Raw genomic sequence first — 22,601 nt, 5'->3', positions numbered from 1 at the left:
ATTTTCCTCCGGTTCTTTGCTTTTGACAATTATACTACATTTCCTCAACAATGTGTTCTAAGAAAAAAAAATACCTCATATATTATAGAAGAATCTTTTTGGGAGGAAATTATGTCATCAAAAACGAAAATTGTCGTATTTAAGGCAAGAGAACTGATTTATACAGGGATTTTCGTCGTTCTGGGAATCCTGCTGATTCTTTTACTGATTTTTATGTTTATACCATCAAAAGAACAAAAAAAGACCAAACAAACTTCCGGCTACATAGATGGAACCTATACCTCGCCACTAAAACTAGGGGAAAATGAACTGGAATTACGAGTTACTGTTAAAAACCAAAAACCACAATCTGTTACTCTGAAACATTTAAATAAATCCATTAAAACCATGTATCCTTTAGTGGAACCATCCCTGGAAGAAATTAACAAACAGCTTCCAAAAATAAAAAATATTGATAATATTAAATTTGAAAAACAAAACCAGTATACAAATACCATATTAAAACAGGCCATCAAAAACGCATTAAAACAAGCGCAGGAATAACTAATCCTGCGCTTGTTTATTAATTTCTTATTTGTATTCTTCAACCTTATTTGTATCTGTGTTTTTCTTATAAATTTTCCCAGTATCCTTATCTATATAGAAATCTCCATATTTTTTCCCAGAATCATCAGAAGTATCATATATTTCAAAATGATATCCTTTTGCACCGCTTTTATACTCTGTTACATCCTGTGATTCATTCCGGACTTCATACTGTCCATCTGTATTATCTCTTCCCAATCGATTTAACAGATAGTCTCTGGCATCACCGTAGTCACTAAAACCATTTGCAACGTCATCAACCGCATCCTGGGCTCCATCTGCAATATCATCTGCAGCATCTCCAACGTCATCTGCCAAACTGTCATTATCAGTAGCATCTGCAGATGCATTTCCTGATACATTTCCCGTTGTGGTATTATTATTATTATTTCCACATCCAGTGAACAAAATAGAAGTTCCCAAAATCATGACCGCCGCCATACATAAAGTCCAAATATTCTTTTTCATGTAGATTCTCCTTTTCTTCTCAACAATAATTTATAAAACTATTGTTTCCAAAGAAATAGAAAATATAAGCTATTGGAAAACTTTTTTTGGATTTAATAAATTTTTAGGATCTATTGCTGATTTGATCTGTTTCATTATTTGAAGATTTACAGATGGTGTTGCCTTCAGAAAATACGTTTTTTTACTGATACCTATCCCATGTTCTCCCGATGTCAGTCCACCTAATTCATGACTTTTATCATAAATTTTTTCCATAACCTTGCTGCTTATCTGTTCCCATTCCTCATCGTTGCGATTACCACGGACAACACATAAATGAACATTTCCATCACCGGCATGTCCAAAACTTACCATTGTAACACCGGTTTGCTCTTCCAAATGATTTACATAATCAATAAATTCTGCTGATTTATCAATAGGAACTACAATGTCTACAGGAATCTGCTCTGATTTTGCTTCTACTGCTTTTACCAGACATCCACGAATCTGCCATACAGTATCTTGAATTCGGGGATCCTCCAGAACTAATGTATCCAGTGCCCCGTTATTTTTTGCAATATCTCTTATTTTATCAATTCTTTTTAGAATCTCGCCTTTGTCATCTCCATCCAATGTTAAAATAATATAAGCTTTCGCCTTTGGATAAGGAAATGACAATCCTGTATATTCTTCCCCCAATGCAATTACTTTTTTCTCTACAAATTCTATTGCCGTAGGATCTACATTTCCACGAATTACATTTAATACTGCATGGATTCCTGTCTTCAGATCTGCAAAAGGCAAAAGAACTCCTATAGAAATCTGTGGTTTTACAATAAGTTTTACCACTGCTTTTGTGATAATCCCCAAAGTTCCTTCTGATCCGATAATCAAATGCTTTAATGGCAGACCGGAACTATCCTTTACTGTTTTTGTACCTGCTGTCATTACCTGTCCATCTGGCAGTACGATTTCAAGACTTCGAACATAATCTCTGGTAACTCCATATTTTACCGCACGCATTCCTCCTGCGTTTGTGCTGATATTTCCACCAATAGTTGCTGTCTTTTCTCCTGGATCCGGAGGGTAAAATAATCCTTCTTTTTCAACAGCAGCCTGAAAATCTTTTAAGACGACTCCTGGTTCAACAGTTGCCGTAAATGTTTCTTTATCAATTTCCAGAATCTGATCCATTTGAGATACATCCAGTACAATTCCACCTTCCAATGGTACTGTAGAGCCAACCAAATTTGTTCCCGCTCCTCTTGGTGTAACAGGTATATCATTTTCATATGCATATTTCATAATTTTGCTTACTTCATCTGTAGTCTTCGGAAAAACCAATGCCTGTGCAGTTCCGGCGACTCTTCCAAGAGTATCTGTCAAATACTTTTCTTCAATATTTTCTAAAATAACACGTTTAGGGTCTTTTATAATGTCATATAATCGGTTCATTGTCATCATCCTTTATTTTCTGGTAAATGCCAATGCAATTTTATCCCCAATCCACTGTCCGAGCTGAACGATAATTATTAATACAATAACCGTAAATAGTAAAACACCTGTCTGGTAACGGTTATATCCATACATAATTGCCAGATTACCGATTCCTCCTCCACCGACAGCACCCGCCATAGCAGAATATCCTATAATGCTGACAAAGGTAACTGTCAGAGCACGGATCAATGCTGGTTTTGCCTCTACAAACAAAACTTTACGGATAATCAGCCATGTACTTGCACCTGTGGAAACAGCTGCCTCAATAACTCCTTTATCCACTTCACTAAAGGCACCTTCAACCAGTCTTGCAAAAAATGCAATAGACGCAATAGATAATGATACTGATGCCGCAAGCGCTCCAATGGATGTTCCAACAAGAATCCTTGTTACAGGAATCAACACAATAATCAAAATAATAAATGGCATAGAACGAATGATATTAATAATGGTTCCTGCAATTCCATTTATGATTTTATTTTTAAAGAACAATGGGTTTGATGTTAAATGAAGTACCAGCCCTATGATAGTTCCAACAATTGCAGCAGCGATCATAGAAATCAGCACCATCTGAAAAGTTTCCAGTGCTGCCTGAGCAAACTCAGATTCAATTATTTCAATTGTCTCATTCATCTTAATTTCCTCCTAAAATTTCAAGTCTGTAAACATTTTTCTGAATATATTCCAACGCTTTTTTCCGTTCTTTGCCAGATCCTCTTAAAATAACGATTAACACACCAAATGGCTTATCATGAATATAATCTACTTTTCCATTGATAATATCCACTGTAATATCATAATTCTTTGATGCCATACTTATGACAGGATCATAAGAATCATCACCTGTATAGCTTAAACGAATCAAAGTTTCATTATCACTTATTGATAATGCCTCTGGAACATTTACATTAAGAACTCTTTCTACAAGACTTTTTGCAATTGATGATTTAGGCTCTGTAAATGCTGAATATATATCTGTTACTTCTTTCAGCTCACCCTGTTCCATAAATGCAATACGATCAAATAATTTTTTCGCAACTTCCATTTCATGGGTAATAAATACAATGGTAATTTTTGTTTTTTCATTAATTTCTTTTAATAAATCTACAATTTCTTCTGTGTTTTCAAGGTCCAATGCAGAAGTTGCTTCATCACAGAGAAGAATCTCCGGATTATTTGCCAGTGCTCTGGCAATTGCAACTCTCTGTTTTTGTCCTCCACTTAAATTTGCAGGATATGCATTTGCTTTTTCTGGTAAATGTACCATCTCCAGAAGTTCTTTCACTCTTTCTGGAATTTTATCCTTTGGATAATTATTGGCATAAAGTGAAAAAGCAACATTTTCTGCAATGGTAGAACCACTGATTAAATTAAAGTGCTGAAAAATCATACCTATATTTAATCTGACTTTCCTTAGCTCTTTACGATTTAAATTTGTAATTTCTTTTCCTTCTATAAATACCTGTCCTTTTGAAGGCTGCTGCAAAAGATTGATCACACGCACCAATGTACTTTTCCCAGCCCCACTTGGTCCAACAATCCCAAAGATTTCTCCCTTTTCGATTGTAAGGCTAACATCCTTTACCGCTTTAAAATCGTGTTTATTTTGTTGAAAAGTTACATCAATATTCTTTAATTCAATCACGTCTTTCCACCCTTTCTTGTCAACTATTTTCCATATTTTTCAATCCACCATTCCGGTTTCTGAAAGTCTTTAAATTTACTGTCCTTTTTTGTAATTGCCTCATAAAATTCTTTGGACTCAACTGCTGATTTCAAATCTTTTCCAAGCTGACTGTCAATATCATCACCTTTTACTGCAATTACATTTTTATATCCTTCTGCCAGTGTCTCAACTGCCAGTGCATCTCCAAAATCAAGATTGGCTGCATATGCATAATTTCCAGGAATTACTCCAATTGCAAGACTATCCAGATTTCTTGAAATCTGTGCTGCATCCAGTGTTTTAAACTTCAAATTCTTTGGATTGGATGCTATATCATTTTCTGTAGCCTTTGTGTCATCAATTCCACTCTTTAATGTTATCACATTCTCTTTTGCAAGAATACCTAAAGCTCTTGCCAGATTTGATGGATCATTAGGAATTCCTACTGTATCTCCATTTTTCAGATCTTTTAAAGATTTAATACTATTTGAGAAAATTCCTGCTCCAGCTGTAGGAACACTGATAACTTTTTTGATATCAAGTTTATTGTCTGATGCAAATTTTTCCAGATAAACTGTATGCTGCATTAAGTTAGCATCAATTTCTCCATTTGCCAATGCTTTATCCGGAAGAACATAATCACTAAATTCTGTTACTTTCACTTTATAGCCTTTTTCCTCAAGAATTGGTGATATTGCCTGTTTTACCATTTCTCCATAAGGTCCGGCGCAAACTCCAATAGTGATATCCTTTGTTTCTTTTTTATTTCCACACCCGGTTAATGCACTAATTGCCAATATCCCAATAATAACAACTCCCAATATTTTTTTCAATGATTTCATTTTATTTTCCTCCTTTTTCCTTAGAATAATGGAACAACTGCACCATTATAATTTTTTTCAATGTAATCTTTTACTTCATCACTTTTTAAAGCTTTTACTAATGCTTTTGTTGCATCACTTTTCTCATTTCCCTTTTTAACAGCAACAATATTTCCATAAGTTTTTGCTCCAAGTGAATCCGCATCTTCCACTGCCAAAGCATCTTTATTTACTTCCAGATCAGCCTCTAATGCATAGTTTCCATTTACAACAGCAATATCAACATCTTTTAAGGATCTTGGTATCTGTGCTGCTTCCAGTTCTTTGATTTCCAGATTTTTTTTATTTTCTACAATATCTTTTTTCGTTGCAGTTAATGCAGCACCATCCTTTAATTTAATCAGTCCCTGTGCCTCTAAAAGCAATAATGCCCTTGCCTCATTGGTTGTATCATTTGGTACCGCTACAACTGATCCTTCTTTTAAATCTTTTAATGATTTTATCTTTCCAGGAAAAATGCCAAACGGTTCATAGTGGATAACACCTGCAGATACAATGTGTGTTTTCTTTTGTTTATTGAAATCATCTAAATATGGTTTATGCTGAAAATAGTTTGCATCTAAATCCCCTGCTTCCAATGCAGTATTTGGCTGAACATAATCAGAATATTCTTTAATTACCAGTTCGTATCCTTCTTTTTTCAGCTGTTTTTTTGCAACCTTTAAAATATCTGCATGGGGAGATGGACTAGCTCCAACTACAATCCTTTTTGTTTCTTTTTCTGAACTGTCTTCTTTTTTCACTCCACATCCTGTCAATGCTCCAGTAATAAATGTTCCTGATAATACAATCGCTAACGCTTTTTTCCATAATTTTTTCATTTTATTTCACCTCATAATCTTTCAATTTTTTCAATCTTCTGATTGCCTCTTTTAGTGTTTCCTCTTTTTTTGCAAAATGGAACCGCACATAGTTATTTACATTTTCTTTAAAGAAACTGGATCCTGGAACTGCGGCAACGCCGATTTCTCTAATCATCCATTCACAAAATTCCATATCGCTGTCAAATCCAAATTTTGAAATATCAACTAAAACATAATAAGCACCTTGCGGTTCATAATATCTTAAACCAATCTCCTTTAGTCCATTTAAAAATAAATCTCTCTTTTGTGTGTACATTTCTCGAAACCGTGTATAATAGGAATCATCAAATTCCAATCCTACGGCTGCCGCCTTTTGAAGAGGTGCTGCTGCTCCAACCGTCAGAAAGTCATGTACCTTTTTACACACATCAATAATCTCCTTTGGTGCAATAACATAACCAAGTCTCCATCCTGTAATGGAATAAGTTTTCGAAAGCGAACTGCAACAGATTGTTCGCTGGCGCATTCGCGGAAGACTGGCAAAATAAATATATTCATTTGGCTCATATACAATATGCTCATACACTTCATCAGTAATCACATATGTATCAAATTCTTCGGATAATTGTGCCATATAATTAAGTTCTTCTCTATTAAACACTTTTCCTGTAGGATTTGATGGATGACAAAGAATCAGTGCCTTCGGTCTTCTTTCAAATGCTTCTCTGAGTACATCCTTGTCAAAGCAAAAATCCGGTGGATTTAAAGGTACATAAATGGGTTTTGCACCACATAAAATTGTATCAGCTGTATAGTTTTCATAAAACGGAGAAAAAATAATAACTTCATCTCCAGGTTCACAGACCGTCTCCATGGCCACCATCATTGCTTCTGTAGAACCACAGGTTACTACAATTTCTTCTTCCGGATTAATATCAAATCCCATCCGTCTGGACTGTTTCTTTGCCAGATTATTTCGGAATAATTTAGATCCCCATGTGATTTCATACTGATGCGGTCCATAGTCTGCAGTTTCTTTCAAAGCATCCAGAAGTTCTTTTGGCGGGTCAAAATCCGGAAATCCCTGTGCCAGGTTGATGGTATCTTCTGTTGATATTCTTGTCATCTTCCGAATTACAGATTCTCCAAAACCATCCAGTGATTTACTAAGCTGTTGCATATAACTTCCTCCTCTTTCCTTCCCATATCTTTTACAATAAACTTTCCTTGTTTCACAAAATAATTCCGGAATATCTGTATTCCATCATTCCTCACGAAAAAAGGAAGTCCGTTTTTAGACTTCCTAAATCATATCAGACTACTAGGTTTTTGTATAATACATGTAATCTTTAACAGGCTATAGTTTTTTTCAATACCTGATAATTTAATTATATTTCATTGCACATCCACACGGAACTTTTTTGTTACATAGGAAATTCCTTTGAACTTCCTATATAACAAAAAAAGCTATAATACCGATTCATATCAGTACTATAGCTTTATAAAAAAATGAGCGTGCGGGGATTCGAACCCCGGACAACTTGATTAAAAGTCAAGTGCTCTACCACCTGAGCTACACACCCGAGAAACTGGGGTAGCTGGATTCGAACCAGCGGTACAGGAGTCAGAATCCTGGGCCTTACCACTTGGCGATACCCCATTATATTATGCTGTCAAAAGTGAGCGTGCGGGGATTCGAACCCCGGACAACTTGATTAAAAGTCAAGTGCTCTACCACCTGAGCTACACACCCGAGAAACTGGGGTAGCTGGATTCGAACCAGCGGTACAGGAGTCAGAATCCTGGGCCTTACCACTTGGCGATACCCCATTAACTTGACAGCTCGTTTATATTACCATGACAATATGATATATGTCAACAGTTTTTTTCAATTTTTTTTATTTTTTTAGTCAAAAGATATTGAGCTCTCCAGAAATTCGCGTTTACAGGTTCCTCATAACAGAAGATAATTTTTCCATTTTCCCCTGTTTCTGACCATTTTACCCTATCCTCATTCTCTCCAACCAATATTTCTTTTATTATGATTTTACCAGAAATTTCTCCATTACAATCATATATTTTTCCCTCTTGATTTACTAAATGTTTTCCTTTCACAAATTCAACCAGCATTTCTCCGGTATCATCTTTTATTGGATACATCTGATTTATATAGGAGAGACTATCCCTTCCATTGTGAATCTCTGATATTCTATTCTTTGCCTTTTCATATTCTTCTGAAGATTCTTGTTTTTTCAGATATTCCCAGAAATGCATCATTATCCCCCTTCATTATTTCTTTTCATCAATTTTTGTATTTTTACTGTATCACAAATATCCCATAGAAAAAAAGCCTTGAAAGTATAATTTTGTATGTTGACACATACATTGAATTGTGTTAGATTGTCATTAACGAAATAATATTAAATACATGGATAAGGAATAGTAGAATATCCTAAGTATACAGAGAGCTGCTGGCTGGTGTAAAGCAGTTGCAGAAGATATTTGAACTCGCCTTTGAGTAGCATGCTGAACTGACAGTAGGTATTGCCGGTCCCAACCGTTACATTGGAGAGATATCGGTCTTAGAACCCGTATCGGTAATGAGTGCACACTAAGATTGTGTGAAATAGAGTGGTACCACGGAATTTTCTTCGTCTCTATCCCTGTGGGGATTAGATTCGAAGTTTTTTTTTGCATCACAGGATTTTATAACTTTACATAAATCATCTGTGTAATTCCTTTATCCATCTTTTATGAGATTTTATTATAAGAAAGGAGATTCATTCATATGAACCCAAAGAAATATCAGAGACAATATTTTATGCCACCAGAACCATCTATGGAGTGGGCATCCAAAGAATATATTACAAAAGCCCCTACCTGGTGCAGTGTTGATTTACGAGATGGAAACCAGGCACTGATCATTCCAATGAGCCTGGATGAGAAAATCGAATTTTTTAAATATCTTGTAAAAATCGGTTTCAAAGAAATAGAAGTTGGTTTTCCTGCCGCTTCTGAAACTGAATATACATTTTTAAGAACATTGATCGAACAGGATCTGATTCCTGATGATGTAACTATCCAGGTTTTAACCCAGGCACGAGAACACATTATCAAGAAGACCTTCAAAGCACTGGAAGGTGCAAAAAAGGCTATTGTTCACGTATACAATTCAACTTCTGTTGCCCAGAGGGAACAGGTTTTTAAAAAATCCAAAGATGAAATCCTTAAGATTGCTACCGATGGAGCAAAATTATTAAAACGTCTGGCTGATGAAACAGAAGGTAACTTCTTATTTGAATATTCTCCAGAAAGCTTTACAGGAACAGAAATTGATTATGCACTGGATGTATGTAATGCTGTTTTGGATATCTGGCAACCTCGTCCAGACTGGAAAGTTATCATTAACCTTCCTGTTACTGTTCAGTTATCTATGCCTCACGTATACGCAAGCCAGATTGAATATATGAGCAAACATATGAAATACCGCGAGAATGTTGTATTATCCTTACATCCACATAACGATCGCGGATGTGGTGTAGCAGATACCGAGCTGGCATTACTTGCTGGTGCAGACCGTGTGGAAGGAACATTATTTGGAAATGGTGAACGTACTGGAAATGTAGATATTATCACAGTTGCATTAAACATGTACACACATGGCGTTGATCCAGAGCTGGATTTCTCTAATCTTCCAGAATTAACAAAAGCTTATGAACGTTTAACACGAATGAATGTATATGAACGTCAGCCATATTCAGGACAGCTTGTATTTGCAGCATTTTCCGGTTCACATCAGGATGCTATTGCCAAAGGTATGCACTGGAGAGATGAACAGCATCCTGATCACTGGGATATTCCATATCTTCCAATCGATCCAAAAGATATCGGTCGTGAATACGAAAGTGATGTTATTCGCATTAACAGTCAGTCTGGAAAAGGTGGAATCAGTTATGTTCTGGAAGAAAACTTTGGCTTCCATATTCCTGGAAAGATGCGGGAAGATGTAGGTTACACCGTAAAAGATGTATCAGACAAACGTCATCAGGAACTGGTTCCTCGAGATATCTTAAAAGTCTTTAAAAATGTATATGTAAATGTCGATTCTCCATGCAAACTGAAAGAAGTTCATTTTGTTCAAAAAGATGGAGGTATTGAAACAGAAATCTCACTTGATAAAGCTGGAATTCCAAAACTTTACCATGGAAAGGGTAATGGCCGCCTTGATGCTGTCAGCAATGCATTAAAACGCCATAGTGATATGAATTATTCTATCGTCACATATCAGGAACATGCTTTAAATGTTGGATCCAACTCCCAGGCATGTGCTTATGTTGCCATCCAGGAACCAAACGGAACTATTACCTGGGGTGCAGGAATTCATGAAGATATCATCACAGCCTCTGTTCTCGCTTTGATCAGTGCTGTAAACAGGTTAAGCAACTAATACAATTATTTGATAAAAATTATTACAGTAAAACAAAAGGAAGTGAATTCATTCTGATTTCACTTCCTTTTTCTATTTTTTTCCAGATTGTATTTTCTAGTATTTTTTAACAAATATCTGATTGAAATTTTAGTAGTTTTTTTCTTCCCTTTTTCTTAAAAAAAAGGTTTTTCCCAATGAAATAACGAAAGCCCGCAAAAAACTATTATTCTAAAATTTTTACCTGCCCATCAATTTCTGCAAAAAATTCTTTTTCCTTTTCAATGATTGTTATTTTCCCGCTGGATACTTCAATAAACTGTTTTTTTATTCTTTCTATCTGTTCCACAGGAATCATCAATTCAAAATCAACAACTTCTGTATAATCCGTTCCAAGAAGAGGTATCTGCTCAGTGGATATCAGATACTGAATCTTCCCAGACATTGTATAATCACATTGTATTTGCATTTTCTGTCCCAGTTTTTTTGTGATAATCTTACTGTTCCTGATTCCCTCCTGTGTACTTTTTGTATATGCACGAATCAGTCCTCCTGTTCCAAGTAATGTTCCCCCAAAATATCTTGTAACAACGATTACCACATTGTGAAGTTCCTCTCCCTGTATTACTTCCAATATAGGCTTTCCGGCAGTCCCGCTAGGTTCTCCATCATCACTGCATCGAAGTACAGGCTGTTTAACCCCTATGCAATATGCCGTACAATTATGTCTGGCATCCCAGTACTGCTTTTTTATTTTTTCAATAAATTCCAGAGCCTCTTCTTCTGTTTTTGCTGGCGCAACATGTGCGATAAATCGCGATTTTTTTTCTACAATTTCTGCTTCACCGCCTTCATATACGGCTTTATAGGACTGTTTTTCCATCCATCTCCTCCATTAACAATATAGTATCTACAGCTTCAGCCAGTGAAATCGGAGTAACCTGATATTTCATCAGCAATACAACCACTTTTTCCACAAGCTGCAAAGAATATGAAATCTTTGGTATTTCCTCCACCTCAATATAATCTGTTCCTTCTTGAGATTTTTCCAAAGATATTCCATAAACTTCTTCATTGTTATCTTCCATTAAATAATAGGATACTATAAATTCCTGCATTCTGTCACCTGTTATCTGGTTTTTCCCTTTTAATTTCTTTTTCATTTTTATACTCCTTCCTCTTTTGTTATTTTCCTTTAGTTTACTTAAATATTGTTATCTGATATAATAAATAGCGCTAGGAGGTGTCTTATGAAATATACAAAAAATAATATTGAGAAAAAAAGAACTGAGTTATCTTCAGCCAAAGTCCGCAGACACGCCAAGATTTCTCTTTTTCTATTTAAGTATATTTTAATCATCTCTATTGTGTTAATCGTGACTGTTCTCGGTTTAGGAGCTGGTTTCGTTCGTGGGATATTAAAAACCACTCCACAGATATCCAAGGAATCGGTTCATTCAAAAGGTTATATCACCACAATTTATGACAATAAAGGAACTAAGATAAAGACTTTATCAAATCATGATTCAAACAGAATTTATATACCTTTATCAAAGATTCCACAGAATCTTCAGAATGCCTTTATTTCTATTGAAGACGAAAGATTCTATACACACAATGGAATTGATTTATACGGTATTATCCGTGCAACCTTCCTCGGTATAAAAACTCAATCTTTAAGTCAAGGGGGAAGTACTTTAACGCAACAATTAATTAAAAATAATATTTTAGGTATTCAGCCGGAAAAAACGACGATTGAACGAATAGAGCGAAAGATCAAAGAACAATCACTGGCTCTTGAATTGGAAAAGATTGCTTCCAAACAATATATCCTGGAAGAATATTTAAATGCAATCAATCTTGGGGAAGGTACCTTGGGTGTGCAGACTGCCTCTCAGAAATACTTCAACAAGAATGTATCTGATCTTACATTATCAGAATGTGCAGTCCTTGCCAGCATAACAAAAAACCCTACTCGTTATAACCCAATCACCCATCCGGAAAACAATGCTTCCCGAAGATTACTTGTTTTAAAAAAAATGCTTGAACATCATTATATCACAAAAGAAGAATATCGAAAAGCTGTCAGTGATGATGTATACCAGCGCATCAAAAAAAATGCAAGCAATCCATCAAACGAGAATAAACCTAATACCTATTTTGAAGATGCTCTTATTCTCCAGGTGGTAAATGATTTAAAATCTCAGCTTGGATATGACGCTACTAAAGCTTACAATGCCATTTACAGCGGTGGTCTTAAGATCTATTCTACACAGGACAGTCAGATTCAAAAGATTGCCAATGAGATATCAAACAATCCGGAAAACTACCCTGCTGGCACTAAAGTATCATTAACTTATACACTTTCTGTAAAGGATATAAATGGTACAGATGTCACATACACAGAGAATAATGTTTTAAATTATATGAAAAAACATAACCTGGGAAACAGTCTGATTTTTTCCAGTTCAAAAAAAGCGAAAGCAGTTTCAAAAAAATTCCGGAAAAGCATCCAGCGAACTGGTGCTACTATTTTAAATGAATTTATTTCAACTCCTATACAACCTCAGATTTCCATAACGATTATCAATCAGTCAACTGGAGAAGTTGAAGCATTAGTTGGAGGACGAGGTGCAAAAACAAGTAATTTAAGTCTGAATCGTGCTACACGCACTACCAGACAGCCTGGTTCTACATTTAAGGTTTTATCTACCTTTTTACCGGCATTGGATTATAGTAAAATGACTCTGGCTACTGTTTATGACGATGCTCCTTATCACTATCTGGATTCAAATCGGCCTGTTAATAATTATTACAGTGGTTATCGAGGTTTTTCAACTATTCGTGATGCTATTACAGACTCCATGAATATTGTTGCCGCCAAAACAATGGCCGATGTTACACCAAATATATCCTATAAATATTTAAAGGACCTTGGTTTTTCTACTATCGTTGCCAACAAGATTACTTCCAATGGAAAAACCTATACAGATATTAATCAATCTCTTTCTTTGGGAGGATTGACTTATGGTGTTACAAATCTGGAACTTACCAATGCTTTTGCAGCTATTGCCAACGGTGGAACATACCACGAACCATCTCTTTATACAAAAGTAGTTGATCAAAATGGTAATATACTTCTACAGTCAGATTCTAAAAGCCAGCGAGTAATGAAGCGTAGTACCGCTTTTCTTCTGACAGATGCAATGGAAGATGTTATTACTAAAGGAACCGGTACATCAGCAAGTCTTGCTTCTGGTATGACTGCTGCCGGAAAATCGGGTACTACAACCAATAATTATGATTACTGGTTCAGCGGATATACTCCTTATCATACTGCATCTGTCTGGATGGGATATGATCGAAATACAGATTTTGACTCAAATGATCTCCACAAAAAGATATGGAGTAAGATTATGGATAAAATCAGCACTACCAAAAATGAGAAGAAAATCTCTTTTAAGAAACCTTCTTCTATTGTGACAGCAAATGTATGTAAAAAATCAGGTAAACTTGCTATTGACGGCGTCTGTGATCACGACCCTCGTGGAAACATGATCGTAACCGAATATTTTGAAAAAGGTACTGTTCCGACTCAGACCTGTGACACTCATGTTGCTGTAGAAATATGTAAAAAATCCGACAGCCTTGCCAATAAACACTGTCCAGAAAAATATCGCAAACAAAAGGTTTATATTGTACGACAGAAAAACAGTCCCGGAATAACGGCAGACACACCATATCTGCTCCCTGAAAAATATCGTAACCAGGTTTGCAAGGCCCATAAATAAAATATTCACTATAAAGAAGTCATGTGCAATATGCACATGACTTCTGCTATATGAAAAGCAATGACAAAGTATTTCTTTGCCGCTACTTTTTCATCTTTGGCTGAAAAATCAATGAAGCGATATAAGAAAAAATTAATGCTGCTGATGTTCCTACTGCTGCTGCCGTAAATCCACCTTCAAATAATCCAAGAAATCCATGCTGATCGATTGCCTCCTTCATTCCTTTCCACAAGCTGAATCCAAAACCTGATAAAGGAACTGTTGCACCACATCCTGCAAATCGTTCTATTTTCTCATATACTCCCAAAGCCCCAAGGACTACTCCGGAAATTACCAGAATTACCATAATTCGTCCCGGCTGGAGTTTTGTGTTATCCATTAGAATCTGTACCAGAATACAAATAAAACCTCCTACTAAAAATGCTCTTAAATATTCCATCAGCACTGCTCCTCCTTCTCCAGTAAAATTGCATGAGCAATTCCTGTCACGCTTTCTCCCTCATTAAAACTGGTTTTGGACATCAATGCCCCTGTTGGAACAAACAGCAATCTCTTCCAGTTTCCATTTATAAAATTTCTAACCAGCTTTGCCGCCAGCACTACAGCACTGCAGGCACATCCTGAGCCACCTGAATGGGTATCCTGAGCTTCATTATGATAAACCTCCAGTCCACAGTCTCCATGAACCTTTGAAATATCGTATCCATTATCCTTAAGCAATTTAATCAAAATGTCTTTTCCAACCTGGCCCAAATCGCCTGTATAAATGGCATCGTAATCTTTTGGTAACAATGAATAATCTTGAAAATGCTGATATATGACCTGTGCCGCTGCCGGTGCCATACATGCTCCCATATTCATTGGATCTTTCATTCCATAATCAACAATCTTTCCTGTGGTAATCCCCCTAATCTTTATAGGACTTTTCTTTTTTGATACAATAAACCCACCGGAACCGGTAACAGTCCATGTTGCTGACAAAGGTCTCTGATTTCCATATTCCAATGGAAAACGGAATTGTTTCTCCGCACTTCCAATATGACTGGATGCCACTGCCAAAACGTGTTCTGCAAAGCCTCCTGCCACTGTAATAGATGCCAGAGATAAAGCTTCTCCAGCTGTAGAACATGCTCCAAACAGCCCAAACAATGGAAGCTCCAGATCTTTTAAACCATAGGATGTAGCTGTATTTTGCTCCAGTAAATCTCCTGCAAAAGCATATCGAATATCCTTTTTGGTTAAACCTGCTTTCTGAATTGCAAGTAAAGCGGCCTGTTTCATAAATCTTCCTTCCGCCATTTCCCACGTATCTTCACCAAAGAAAGGATCATCTATCACCTGATCAAAAGAATCTCCCAATGGTCCCTCTCCTTCTTTTTCAGCTGTTACAGATGCCCAGGAAAGAAGATATGGCGGCTGTTCAAATTCAATACTTTGCTTTCCCTTGATAACTTTCATCACATCCACCCCCATTGTTTTGCAAGAAAATATATAACTCCAATGACAAAAGATGAAAAAATACCAAATAGGATAACTGGACCTGCAATGGTAAAGATTTTAACTCCGATTCCAAAAATCTGACCTTCTTTTTGATATTCAATTGCTGGTGATGCAACAGAATTTGCAAATCCGGTAATAGGAACCAAACCTCCTGCTCCACCAAACTTTGTAATTTTACCATACAGATTGAATCCTGTCAGAATAATACTTAATAAAATCAGTTCAATGGTCACATACAGTAAAGCATCCTTTTTCCCAATTCCCCAATATTTCATCATAGTTTTTTTCATTATTTCTCCTAAAAGACAAAATCCACCACCTACCAAAAAAGCTTTCACACAATTTAAAAAGCAATTATGTTTTGGTGTTATGTCTTCTACCATCTGACAATATTCCTGTTTGCTAGGTTCATTTTTCATGATTATTTCCTTTCCAGATAAAATTGAATATAGCATCCAAATATTTTACCTAATGCAATTGCATAAACTATATAAGGAATCCCATCCCTAATAATCAGTCTCCTTGAAAATATAGGTAAACTTTTTAACATTTCTGCCAGTGCGCCTACGAGACACCCGACAAAAATTCCTCCAAATAATCCATAAATTATCAGGATCGGCCATCCTAAAGGAATATGCCATCGATAAATATAAACTGCAGTTCCAAGAATTCCTCCTAAAGCAATACAATTTTCATAAGTTCTGGCATATTTTATAGTTTTTGTAAGACCTGCCAATCGCGGTATCACACCTATCATACTTAGAAATGCTAAGAAACTGGCTGCAATCAATGCACCTGCTGCTAATCCATAAACCATAAGAATCACACTACGAATCAACATCCTCTTCCTCCTTTTTCCGGTCTGCATCCATCATTAAAGTATCATTTACATCTCTTTCATATAAACGCATTTGTACCTCAAACGGAGTTGGGTCATCTGACAATTTAATCTTTCCTGCATGATTGAAAAATACGATAATGCCTATGGCTAGTCCAATAGTATAAGATAAATGCAAAAGATTAGGTCCCTGAGGCGGCTCTCCCATTACAAGCTGATATACCTTAAAAAACAAGTCATCAATACCGACGTCTGTGTTATAGGACATGATTGAAAAACTTGCACCAAGAAAGGCAGTCAGTGCAACTGCCGCAATTTTCAATTTATTCATCCACGTTTTTTCTGTTCTTTTTTGTTTAAAGTAAACAATAAAGTCTTCTGGCCCCATATTAACTATTTCAGCATTTTTATCAACTTCTTTTATTACTTCTACAATCTTCAGAACAGAAAATATCTTTCTTTGATTCCCTTTGCTGGAAAAACGATATAATTTTGCATGTTTCATTTTATATGTCAGATCATTGTCTGAACAATACAAAGATATTACATCCTTAAGCTGTACGCTGGGCTGATTCAAACAGACACTGTCTTCCGCCTTGATATAAACCGTCATCCTTCCATGTCCTTTCCAATACTAATGTTCCATCTTCCAGCCGGTCTTTTTTCTGTCCATCCAATATCCATAGTGCTAAAATTACAAATACAATCAAAAAAATACAGATAAACCATTGAATATTATGTTTCATTATCATCACCTCGGAATTATTATCTGTATTTTTTTCTATTTCATTCATAAGTTGCAAGAAAAGGCTGTAAATGTTATGATTTAAAAGATATTTAACAGAAAACGAAACACCTGTTTCTATTAGAAAAGGAGTTATATATGGAACAAAATCAGTTAACTTTATATAAATTGATGATATTATATTTAATCGGTAAAGTTGATTTCCCATTAAGTAATTCTCAAGTCTCAGAATTTATTATTGAAAAAGGCTATACAAACTATTTCAATGTTCAACGTGCCTTTCATGAACTTGAGGAAGAGGAAATGCTTCGAATAAAAACAATTCGGAATATGAGCCATTATTCTTTAACAGAAGAAGGAAAAGAAGCTATTGATATGTTTGAATACCAGATTCCAAATTCCATTAAAGAAGACATTGATCAATTTCTAGACGAAAAAGAATACGAACTGAGAAAAGAAACGGATCTTGAGGCAGACTTTTTTCCTGCAAAACGAGACGAATATACTGTTCATTTAAGTATTAAAGAAAAAGACAGCCTGCTTCTTGAGCTAAACTTGAATGTTGTCTCAAGAGAACAAGCTGTCCATATTTGTGATCACTGGAATCAGATGCATTCAGAAATCTATTCAACTCTGATTCAAAAATTATTATTTGATGATCCTCAATCCTAAACTTCTTCAGAGTTTAGGATTTTTTCTTCTATAAAATTCCAGATTTCTTCTCTGCCTTGTTTTGTCAATGCAGAAAAAGGAAATACCGGTGTTTCTTTATTCATTTGAAGTTCTTCTCTGATTTCTTTTACGTGTTTTGCCACCTGGCTTCTCTTTAATTTATCCAATTTTGTGGCAATGATCACAGGATGGTATCCATTATGTAAAATCCAGTCATACATCATAACATCATTTTTTGAAGGTTTGTGACGAATATCTATTAATAAAAATACCAATCGAAGCTGTTTTGATGTCTGGAGATAATTTTCAATCATGTTTCCCCATTTTTCCTTTACGGCTTCTGTTACTTTTGCATAACCATAACCTGGAAGATCCACATAATACAGCTCATCATTTATATTATAATAATTGATAGTCTGAGTTTTCCCAGGCTGTGCAGAAATTCTTGCATAAGCTTTTCGATTCATCAGCGCATTGATCAGCGATGATTTTCCAACATTGGATTTTCCAGCAAAAGCAACTTCAGGAAGAGTATTTTCAGGGAGCTTGCTGGTAATACCACAAACAGTTTCCAAATTTACACTTTTTATTATCATAATAATCTCCTATCTAAAAATCAGCTGTGTCAGATATACCCCATAGCATACAAGCATGATAATTCCGGCACCTCTTCCCAATTGTCTGTCTTTAACGGAACAAAGCCATAAGATAATTGCTGAACCAATTGCCACAACAATATCCGGAATAAAATTGACAGAAAATGGGATTGGGTGAATTACCGAAACAGAGCCCACAACAAATAAAATATTAAAAATATTGCTTCCTACAATATTTCCCACTGCCAGATCTGCTTTTCCTTTTAATGCTGCTGTTACAGATGTAACCAGTTCTGGAAGAGAAGTTCCGAAAGCCACTACAGTTAATCCAATAATACGATCTGATACACTTAATACTTTTGCAATAGCAGTAGCCGCATCAACTGTAAGATTGCTTCCATATACGATTGCCGCCAAGCCTCCGGCTGTGTATAGCAGCATTTGAAAAATACCCATCTGATGAAGAGGTTCTTCATCTGGAACATTATCTTTTTTTGTTAGATAGATCAGATAACCGAAAAATCCAATAAAAAAGATCCAGAAGATTCCCCCATCGATTCTTGACAAATCACCACCTATAATTCCCAATCCAAGCAATAAGCATGTTATGACAATAACAAAAGGCATCTCAACTTTTACTGTTCCTTCTTTTATTGGTACTTTTGTAAGAAAAGCTGTTAGTCCAAGAATCAGTAATATATTCATAATATTACTTCCTACAATATTTCCTATGGTAATTCCAACAGTTCCCTTAAAAGCTGCTGAAATACTAACTGCAGCCTCTGGAGCACTTGTACCACATGCTACAATCGTCAGTCCGATTACAATCTGCGGAATTCCAAATTTACTGGCTATCATCGATGCTCCTTCTACAAAATAATCTGCACCTTTCATCAGCAGTACAAATCCCACAATCAAAAATACTAGCTGTAATAATATTTCCATATAATTCCCCATTTCTATTCTTTTTTATATTAATAAAAAATATTCTACGTTACATGCCTTTATTTGTCAACGGATACATGATGTATCTGCTTTGTATTCCGGGTAATGGGCAAAATCTGATATCCCTCTTTCTTTAAAATTTTAATCAGATTATCAAGGCCTGCAACAGTATTTTTTGTTTCATGGAGATCATGCATTAAAACAATACTGTTTTTTTGTTTTCGAACATCTTTTAAGATATTCTCATTTAACTTTTCAGAACTAATACTAAAATCCAACGCATCTCCACTTAATGCATTCCAGTCAAAATATAACAATCCGTGGCTGTTGACATACTGAATGAATGGTTTAATATTCTTGGCACAAGTATTGCTGCTTCCTCCAGGAAATCTATAAATAAACGGCTTAATTTCCGTAACATGATATAAATAGTCCTGGAGCATTTTTAAATCTTTTCCAAATGCTTCAACTGAAGAATAAATCTGATCATAATTATGGCTATAAGAATGCATTGCCAGCGTATGCCCTTCTAGAACAATTCTCTGATATTGTTTCTGAGCCTTTTTTGTTTTCTTTCCCACAACAAAAAATGTTGCTTTAACCTGATTTTTTTTTAATATATCCAGAATCTCATCGGTGTGATCAGATGGTCCATCATCAAAGGTAAGATATACTTTCTTTGAATAGATAGAATTATTAGCCAGCATTCCGCTTTCTCCATCTTCCTGTCCCGCAATTCCCAATGGATTCACTTTTTCATAAGAACAAATCTGACTGAAAAATCCTAATGCAAACAATAAAACCATAACAAATCCAGCTGTTCTTCTCTTCATGTTTTTCCCTCACTTTATCATAGTTAATGTATTAAAAGTAGCATGTGAAAAATAAAAAAAAAGATACCGGTAAAATCCGGTATCTTTTTCAAAAATTTATATATTTTTTATACTTCAAAAATTAAATCTCCATAGCTTGGGAATGGCCAGTCTTCTTTTGCAACTAACATCTCCAGTTTATCAGCTGGTTCACGAACGGCATTCATTTCTGTAAAGATTGTATCATGATAGAATCTTGCCTGTGCCTGTGCTTCATCTATTGTCTGTGCTTTTGCAGTATCTGCTTCCAGTACTCCGATTGCTGCAAACATAGCTTTCAGATTTTCTGTAATATCAGCAAGTAAATCTTCCTGTACAGAAGTATCTACACCTGTTTCTTTTAATACTGAAACAGAATCTGCCAGTTTCTTCTGGTATTTCATAACTGCTGGAACAATCTGTTTCTTAGCAATATCTAAAGTTGCTAAAGCTTCAATATTAATTGTCTGTGCGTACTGTTCAAATAAGATTTCTGCACGGGATTCCAGTTCGTCCTTTGTAAATACTCCAAATTTTTCGAACATTTCAACTGATTTATCTGTTACTAATGTAGGAATTGCATCTACCATGGATTTTAAGTTTGGAAGACCTCTTCTTTCAGCTTCTTCAACCCATTCATCAGAATAACCATTTCCATTGAAGATAACTCTCTGATGATCTGTCAGCATCTGTTTTGTTAATTCATGAGCTTCCATTGCAACAGCATCTGCTCCACCTTCAACTTTTTCAAGCTTATCACATACGTCTGCAATTGCATCTGCAACGATTGTATTCAATACAACGTTTGGATCAGAAATAGACTGTGTAGAACCTACCATTCTGAATTCAAATTTGTTTCCTGTAAATGCAAATGGTGATGTACGGTTACGGTCTGTTGCATCTTTTTCGAATTCTGGTAAAGAATGTACTCCAGATGCCAGCTTGTCACCTTTCTTAGAGCTTGTAGCTTCTCCTCTTGTTACCAGCTGTTTTACAACATCTTCTAACTGTTCTCCAAGGAAGATAGAAATGATTGCTGGAGGTGCTTCATTTGCTCCAAGTCTGTGATCATTTCCTGGTGTAGATGCAGACATACGAAGTAAGTCAGCGTGTTCATCAACTGCTTTGATGATTGTTGCCAGGATTAATAAGAACTGCTGGTTTTCATGAGGTGTTTTACCAGGATCTAACAGGTTTTTACCTTCATTTGTTACCATAGACCAGTTGTTATGTTTTCCAGAACCATTAATTCCTGCAAATGGTTTTTCATGCAGTAAACATTTTAATCCGTGTCGTCTTGCAACACGTCTCATTGTTTCCATTAATAACTGATTGTGGTCTGTTGCCACGTTATTAGAATCATAAATTGGTGCTAATTCATGCTGTGCTGGTGCCACTTCATTATGTTCTGTCTTGGCACTGATTCCAAGCTTCCATGCTTCAATGTTCAGATCTCTCATGAAACCTTCGATTCTTGGCTTGATGATTCCAAAGTAATGATCATCCATTTCCTGTCCTTTTGGAGGCATTGCTCCAAACAGTGTACGTCCTGTAAAGATCAGGTCTTTTCTCTGTCTGTATTTTTCTTCATCAACTAAGAAATATTCCTGTTCAGGACCTACAGATGTATTAACTTTTTTAACACTCTCATTTCCTAACAGATGAAGAAGTCTTGTAGCCTGAATATCCAAAGCCTGCATAGAACGAAGTAATGGAGTTTTCTTATCCAGCGCTTCTCCTTTATAAGAACAGAAAGCTGTTGGAATACATAAGATTGTAGCACTTGGTGTTTCTTTAATAAATGCTGGAGATGTACAATCCCATGCTGTATATCCTCTTGCTTCAAATGTTGCTCTTAATCCCCCAGAAGGGAAAGAAGATGCATCTGGTTCACCTTTGATTAATTCTTTTCCAGAGAACTCTAATAATACTTTTCCATCATCTGTTGGATTAATGAATGCATCATGCTTTTCAGCTGTAACACCTGTCATTGGCTGGAACCAATGTGTATAATGTGTTGCACCTTTCTCAATAGCCCATTCTTTCATCTCGTTTGCAACTACATCAGCAATTGCAGGATTTAATTCTGTACCTTCTTCAATTGTCTTTTTTAAGTCTTTGTAAACTGCTTTTGGTAAACGAGCTTTCATAACACTGTCATTAAACACGTTTGAACCAAAAATTTCTGCTACATTGATTTTTTCCTTCATAGGTTTTCTTCCTTTCTTTGATAGCATTTGAAGCATTATTATAATCGTTGATTATATAAACAAAAAAATGGGCGACAAACAATATGAACCTAATTGTTTGACGCCCTTGTCAGTAACTTCATTGGTTATAGAATACAATCATTCTTTA

Annotated in this window: 24 protein-coding genes, 4 tRNA genes and 1 other annotated feature; of the genes, 4 read left to right on the top strand and 24 right to left on the bottom strand. The window is 35.7% G+C overall.

What is annotated here, in order from left to right; translation table 11 throughout:
* Positions 1 to 111: 111 nt before the first annotated feature.
* Positions 112 to 543, top strand: a complete 432-nt coding sequence (locus BHF70_RS11880; RefSeq protein WP_075760416.1) for a hypothetical protein — start codon at positions 112 to 114, stop codon at positions 541 to 543.
* 27 nt (positions 544 to 570) lie between these two features.
* Here the strand turns inward: BHF70_RS11880 and BHF70_RS11875 are convergent, their stop codons facing one another.
* The 12 genes from BHF70_RS11875 to BHF70_RS12390 all read right to left on the bottom strand — a co-directional run bounded on the left by BHF70_RS11875 (position 571) and on the right by BHF70_RS12390 (position 8,009).
* On the bottom strand, positions 571 to 1,053 hold the full coding sequence (locus tag BHF70_RS11875; protein WP_075760415.1) for a ubiquinone biosynthesis protein: 483 nt from the start codon (positions 1,051 to 1,053) through the stop codon (positions 571 to 573).
* A gap of 69 nt (positions 1,054 to 1,122) precedes the next feature.
* The gene (locus BHF70_RS11870) at positions 1,123 to 2,487 is read right to left on the bottom strand and encodes an FAD-binding oxidoreductase (protein WP_330390957.1); all 1,365 of its coding nucleotides are present in this window, start codon (positions 2,485 to 2,487) and stop codon (positions 1,123 to 1,125) included.
* A 12-nt stretch (positions 2,488 to 2,499) separates the two neighbouring features.
* Positions 2,500 to 3,162: a methionine ABC transporter permease gene (locus BHF70_RS11865; RefSeq protein WP_075760414.1), complete on the bottom strand. Its 663-nt coding sequence runs from the start codon at positions 3,160 to 3,162 to the stop codon at positions 2,500 to 2,502.
* Between the two features lies 1 nt (position 3,163).
* The gene (locus BHF70_RS11860; protein WP_075760413.1) at positions 3,164 to 4,174 is read right to left on the bottom strand and encodes a methionine ABC transporter ATP-binding protein; all 1,011 of its coding nucleotides are present in this window, start codon (positions 4,172 to 4,174) and stop codon (positions 3,164 to 3,166) included.
* A 23-nt stretch (positions 4,175 to 4,197) separates the two neighbouring features.
* Entirely contained in the window at positions 4,198 to 5,037 is an 840-nt protein-coding gene (locus BHF70_RS11855; protein ID WP_075760412.1) for a MetQ/NlpA family ABC transporter substrate-binding protein, read from the bottom strand.
* Between the two features lie 20 nt (positions 5,038 to 5,057).
* Complete coding sequence (locus BHF70_RS11850) at positions 5,058 to 5,897, bottom strand: MetQ/NlpA family ABC transporter substrate-binding protein (RefSeq protein ID WP_075760411.1); 840 nt, start codon at positions 5,895 to 5,897, stop codon at positions 5,058 to 5,060.
* Between the two features lies 1 nt (position 5,898).
* Positions 5,899 to 7,059, bottom strand: coding sequence for a pyridoxal phosphate-dependent aminotransferase (locus tag BHF70_RS11845; protein ID WP_075760410.1), 1,161 nt, complete (start codon positions 7,057 to 7,059; stop codon positions 5,899 to 5,901).
* Positions 7,060 to 7,389: 330 nt separating this feature from the next.
* Positions 7,390 to 7,462, bottom strand: a tRNA-Lys gene (locus tag BHF70_RS11840).
* A gap of 6 nt (positions 7,463 to 7,468) precedes the next feature.
* Positions 7,469 to 7,539: transfer RNA gene (locus tag BHF70_RS11835), tRNA-Gln, on the bottom strand.
* Positions 7,540 to 7,559: 20 nt separating this feature from the next.
* Positions 7,560 to 7,632 (bottom strand) — tRNA-Lys (locus BHF70_RS11830).
* A 6-nt stretch (positions 7,633 to 7,638) separates the two neighbouring features.
* A tRNA-Gln gene (locus BHF70_RS11825) sits at positions 7,639 to 7,709 on the bottom strand.
* A gap of 45 nt (positions 7,710 to 7,754) precedes the next feature.
* Positions 7,755 to 8,009: a hypothetical protein gene (locus BHF70_RS12390; protein ID WP_143249390.1), complete on the bottom strand. Its 255-nt coding sequence runs from the start codon at positions 8,007 to 8,009 to the stop codon at positions 7,755 to 7,757.
* A gap of 290 nt (positions 8,010 to 8,299) precedes the next feature.
* Positions 8,300 to 8,541 (top strand) — a binding site (T-box leader).
* A 126-nt stretch (positions 8,542 to 8,667) separates the two neighbouring features.
* Between BHF70_RS12390 and BHF70_RS11815 the strand changes: the two genes are divergently transcribed.
* Positions 8,668 to 10,326 (top strand): 2-isopropylmalate synthase, encoded by a 1,659-nt coding sequence (locus BHF70_RS11815; RefSeq protein WP_143249389.1) that lies wholly within the window; start codon positions 8,668 to 8,670, stop codon positions 10,324 to 10,326.
* A 205-nt stretch (positions 10,327 to 10,531) separates the two neighbouring features.
* Here the strand turns inward: BHF70_RS11815 and BHF70_RS11810 are convergent, their stop codons facing one another.
* Entirely contained in the window at positions 10,532 to 11,188 is a 657-nt protein-coding gene (locus tag BHF70_RS11810) for a YigZ family protein (protein WP_075760407.1), read from the bottom strand.
* A complete protein-coding gene (locus BHF70_RS11805; RefSeq protein WP_075760406.1) occupies positions 11,169 to 11,468 on the bottom strand; it encodes a DUF6514 family protein in 300 nt (99 codons plus the stop codon). The genes BHF70_RS11810 and BHF70_RS11805 overlap by 20 nt, the downstream gene beginning before the upstream one ends.
* A gap of 87 nt (positions 11,469 to 11,555) precedes the next feature.
* On the opposite strand from BHF70_RS11805, the gene BHF70_RS11800 reads away from it, so the two are divergent.
* Complete coding sequence (locus tag BHF70_RS11800; protein WP_075760405.1) at positions 11,556 to 14,096, top strand: transglycosylase domain-containing protein; 2,541 nt, start codon at positions 11,556 to 11,558, stop codon at positions 14,094 to 14,096.
* Positions 14,097 to 14,178: 82 nt separating this feature from the next.
* On the opposite strand, the gene spoVAE is transcribed toward BHF70_RS11800, so the two are convergent.
* The 6 genes from spoVAE to BHF70_RS12385 are packed head-to-tail and all read right to left on the bottom strand — an operon-like array spanning position 14,179 to position 17,180.
* Positions 14,179 to 14,535 (bottom strand): stage V sporulation protein AE, encoded by a 357-nt coding sequence (spoVAE, locus tag BHF70_RS11795; RefSeq protein WP_075760404.1) that lies wholly within the window; start codon positions 14,533 to 14,535, stop codon positions 14,179 to 14,181.
* Positions 14,535 to 15,554 (bottom strand): stage V sporulation protein AD, encoded by a 1,020-nt coding sequence (gene spoVAD / locus BHF70_RS11790; protein WP_075760403.1) that lies wholly within the window; start codon positions 15,552 to 15,554, stop codon positions 14,535 to 14,537. Before spoVAD ends, spoVAE begins: the two co-directional genes overlap by 1 nt.
* Positions 15,554 to 16,015, bottom strand: coding sequence for a SpoVA/SpoVAEb family sporulation membrane protein (locus tag BHF70_RS11785; RefSeq protein ID WP_075760402.1), 462 nt, complete (start codon positions 16,013 to 16,015; stop codon positions 15,554 to 15,556). The genes spoVAD and BHF70_RS11785 overlap by 1 nt, the downstream gene beginning before the upstream one ends.
* 2 nt (positions 16,016 to 16,017) lie before the next feature.
* A complete protein-coding gene (locus BHF70_RS11780) occupies positions 16,018 to 16,437 on the bottom strand; it encodes a stage V sporulation protein AB (protein ID WP_075760401.1) in 420 nt (139 codons plus the stop codon).
* A complete protein-coding gene (locus BHF70_RS11775; RefSeq protein ID WP_075760400.1) occupies positions 16,424 to 17,047 on the bottom strand; it encodes a stage V sporulation protein AA in 624 nt (207 codons plus the stop codon). Before BHF70_RS11775 ends, BHF70_RS11780 begins: the two co-directional genes overlap by 14 nt.
* On the bottom strand, positions 16,986 to 17,180 hold the full coding sequence (locus tag BHF70_RS12385; RefSeq protein ID WP_143249388.1) for a hypothetical protein: 195 nt from the start codon (positions 17,178 to 17,180) through the stop codon (positions 16,986 to 16,988). The genes BHF70_RS11775 and BHF70_RS12385 overlap by 62 nt, the downstream gene beginning before the upstream one ends.
* 137 nt (positions 17,181 to 17,317) lie before the next feature.
* Here BHF70_RS12385 and BHF70_RS11765 point away from each other — a divergent pair, with 137 nt between their 5' ends.
* Positions 17,318 to 17,851 carry a DUF4364 family protein gene (locus BHF70_RS11765; protein WP_075760399.1) on the top strand — a complete coding sequence of 178 codons (534 nt, stop codon included), beginning with the start codon at positions 17,318 to 17,320 and terminating at the stop codon, positions 17,849 to 17,851.
* Here the strand turns inward: BHF70_RS11765 and yihA are convergent.
* The 4 genes from yihA to BHF70_RS11745 form a co-directional block, all read right to left on the bottom strand.
* A complete protein-coding gene (yihA, locus tag BHF70_RS11760; RefSeq protein ID WP_075760398.1) occupies positions 17,848 to 18,447 on the bottom strand; it encodes a ribosome biogenesis GTP-binding protein YihA/YsxC in 600 nt (199 codons plus the stop codon). The genes BHF70_RS11765 and yihA overlap by 4 nt on opposite strands.
* A 9-nt stretch (positions 18,448 to 18,456) precedes the next feature.
* Complete coding sequence (locus tag BHF70_RS11755) at positions 18,457 to 19,392, bottom strand: calcium/sodium antiporter (RefSeq protein WP_075760397.1); 936 nt, start codon at positions 19,390 to 19,392, stop codon at positions 18,457 to 18,459.
* 59 nt (positions 19,393 to 19,451) lie between these two features.
* Entirely contained in the window at positions 19,452 to 20,225 is a 774-nt protein-coding gene (locus BHF70_RS11750) for a polysaccharide deacetylase family protein (RefSeq protein ID WP_075760396.1), read from the bottom strand.
* A 107-nt stretch (positions 20,226 to 20,332) separates the two neighbouring features.
* A complete protein-coding gene (locus BHF70_RS11745) occupies positions 20,333 to 22,453 on the bottom strand; it encodes a glutamine synthetase III family protein (protein ID WP_075760395.1) in 2,121 nt (706 codons plus the stop codon).
* Positions 22,454 to 22,601: the final 148 nt, after the last annotated feature.

This window comes from Anaerostipes sp. 494a (assembly GCF_001940315.1).
In the GTDB taxonomy this organism is placed as follows: domain Bacteria; phylum Bacillota; class Clostridia; order Lachnospirales; family Lachnospiraceae; genus Anaerostipes; species Anaerostipes faecalis.
Note: the sequence above shows the minus strand (reverse complement) of the source record. Positions and strands in the feature narration are given on the sequence as shown.

Excerpts from the sequence above, each read along its gene's own strand:
- spoVAE (WP_075760404.1), bottom strand. The coding sequence starts at position 14,535 with ATGGAATATTTAAGAGCATTTTTAGTAGGAGGTTTTATTTGTATTCTG.
- BHF70_RS11815 (WP_143249389.1), top strand. The coding sequence starts at position 8,668 with ATGAACCCAAAGAAATATCAGAGACAATATTTTATGCCACCAGAACCA.
- BHF70_RS11805 (WP_075760406.1), bottom strand. The coding sequence starts at position 11,468 with ATGAAAAAGAAATTAAAAGGGAAAAACCAGATAACAGGTGACAGAATG.
- BHF70_RS11755 (WP_075760397.1), bottom strand. The coding sequence starts at position 19,392 with ATGGAAATATTATTACAGCTAGTATTTTTGATTGTGGGATTTGTACTG.
- BHF70_RS11785 (WP_075760402.1), bottom strand. The coding sequence starts at position 16,015 with ATGAAAAATGAACCTAGCAAACAGGAATATTGTCAGATGGTAGAAGAC.
- BHF70_RS11850 (WP_075760411.1), bottom strand. The coding sequence starts at position 5,897 with ATGAAAAAATTATGGAAAAAAGCGTTAGCGATTGTATTATCAGGAACA.
- BHF70_RS11865 (WP_075760414.1), bottom strand. The coding sequence starts at position 3,162 with ATGAATGAGACAATTGAAATAATTGAATCTGAGTTTGCTCAGGCAGCA.
- BHF70_RS11780 (WP_075760401.1), bottom strand. The coding sequence starts at position 16,437 with ATGTTGATTCGTAGTGTGATTCTTATGGTTTATGGATTAGCAGCAGGT.
- BHF70_RS11855 (WP_075760412.1), bottom strand. The coding sequence starts at position 5,037 with ATGAAATCATTGAAAAAAATATTGGGAGTTGTTATTATTGGGATATTG.
- BHF70_RS11875 (WP_075760415.1), bottom strand. The coding sequence starts at position 1,053 with ATGAAAAAGAATATTTGGACTTTATGTATGGCGGCGGTCATGATTTTG.
- BHF70_RS11775 (WP_075760400.1), bottom strand. The coding sequence starts at position 17,047 with ATGACGGTTTATATCAAGGCGGAAGACAGTGTCTGTTTGAATCAGCCC.
- yihA (WP_075760398.1), bottom strand. The coding sequence starts at position 18,447 with ATGATAATAAAAAGTGTAAATTTGGAAACTGTTTGTGGTATTACCAGC.
- BHF70_RS11880 (WP_075760416.1), top strand. The coding sequence starts at position 112 with ATGTCATCAAAAACGAAAATTGTCGTATTTAAGGCAAGAGAACTGATT.
- spoVAD (WP_075760403.1), bottom strand. The coding sequence starts at position 15,554 with ATGAAAGTTATCAAGGGAAAGCAAAGTATTGAATTTGAACAGCCGCCA.
- BHF70_RS11745 (WP_075760395.1), bottom strand. The coding sequence starts at position 22,453 with ATGAAGGAAAAAATCAATGTAGCAGAAATTTTTGGTTCAAACGTGTTT.
- BHF70_RS11870 (WP_330390957.1), bottom strand. The coding sequence starts at position 2,487 with ATGAACCGATTATATGACATTATAAAAGACCCTAAACGTGTTATTTTA.
- BHF70_RS12385 (WP_143249388.1), bottom strand. The coding sequence starts at position 17,180 with ATGAAACATAATATTCAATGGTTTATCTGTATTTTTTTGATTGTATTT.
- BHF70_RS11845 (WP_075760410.1), bottom strand. The coding sequence starts at position 7,059 with ATGCAACAGCTTAGTAAATCACTGGATGGTTTTGGAGAATCTGTAATT.
- BHF70_RS12390 (WP_143249390.1), bottom strand. The coding sequence starts at position 8,009 with ATGCTGGTTGAATTTGTGAAAGGAAAACATTTAGTAAATCAAGAGGGA.
- BHF70_RS11800 (WP_075760405.1), top strand. The coding sequence starts at position 11,556 with ATGAAATATACAAAAAATAATATTGAGAAAAAAAGAACTGAGTTATCT.
- BHF70_RS11810 (WP_075760407.1), bottom strand. The coding sequence starts at position 11,188 with ATGGAAAAACAGTCCTATAAAGCCGTATATGAAGGCGGTGAAGCAGAA.
- BHF70_RS11750 (WP_075760396.1), bottom strand. The coding sequence starts at position 20,225 with ATGAAGAGAAGAACAGCTGGATTTGTTATGGTTTTATTGTTTGCATTA.
- BHF70_RS11765 (WP_075760399.1), top strand. The coding sequence starts at position 17,318 with ATGGAACAAAATCAGTTAACTTTATATAAATTGATGATATTATATTTA.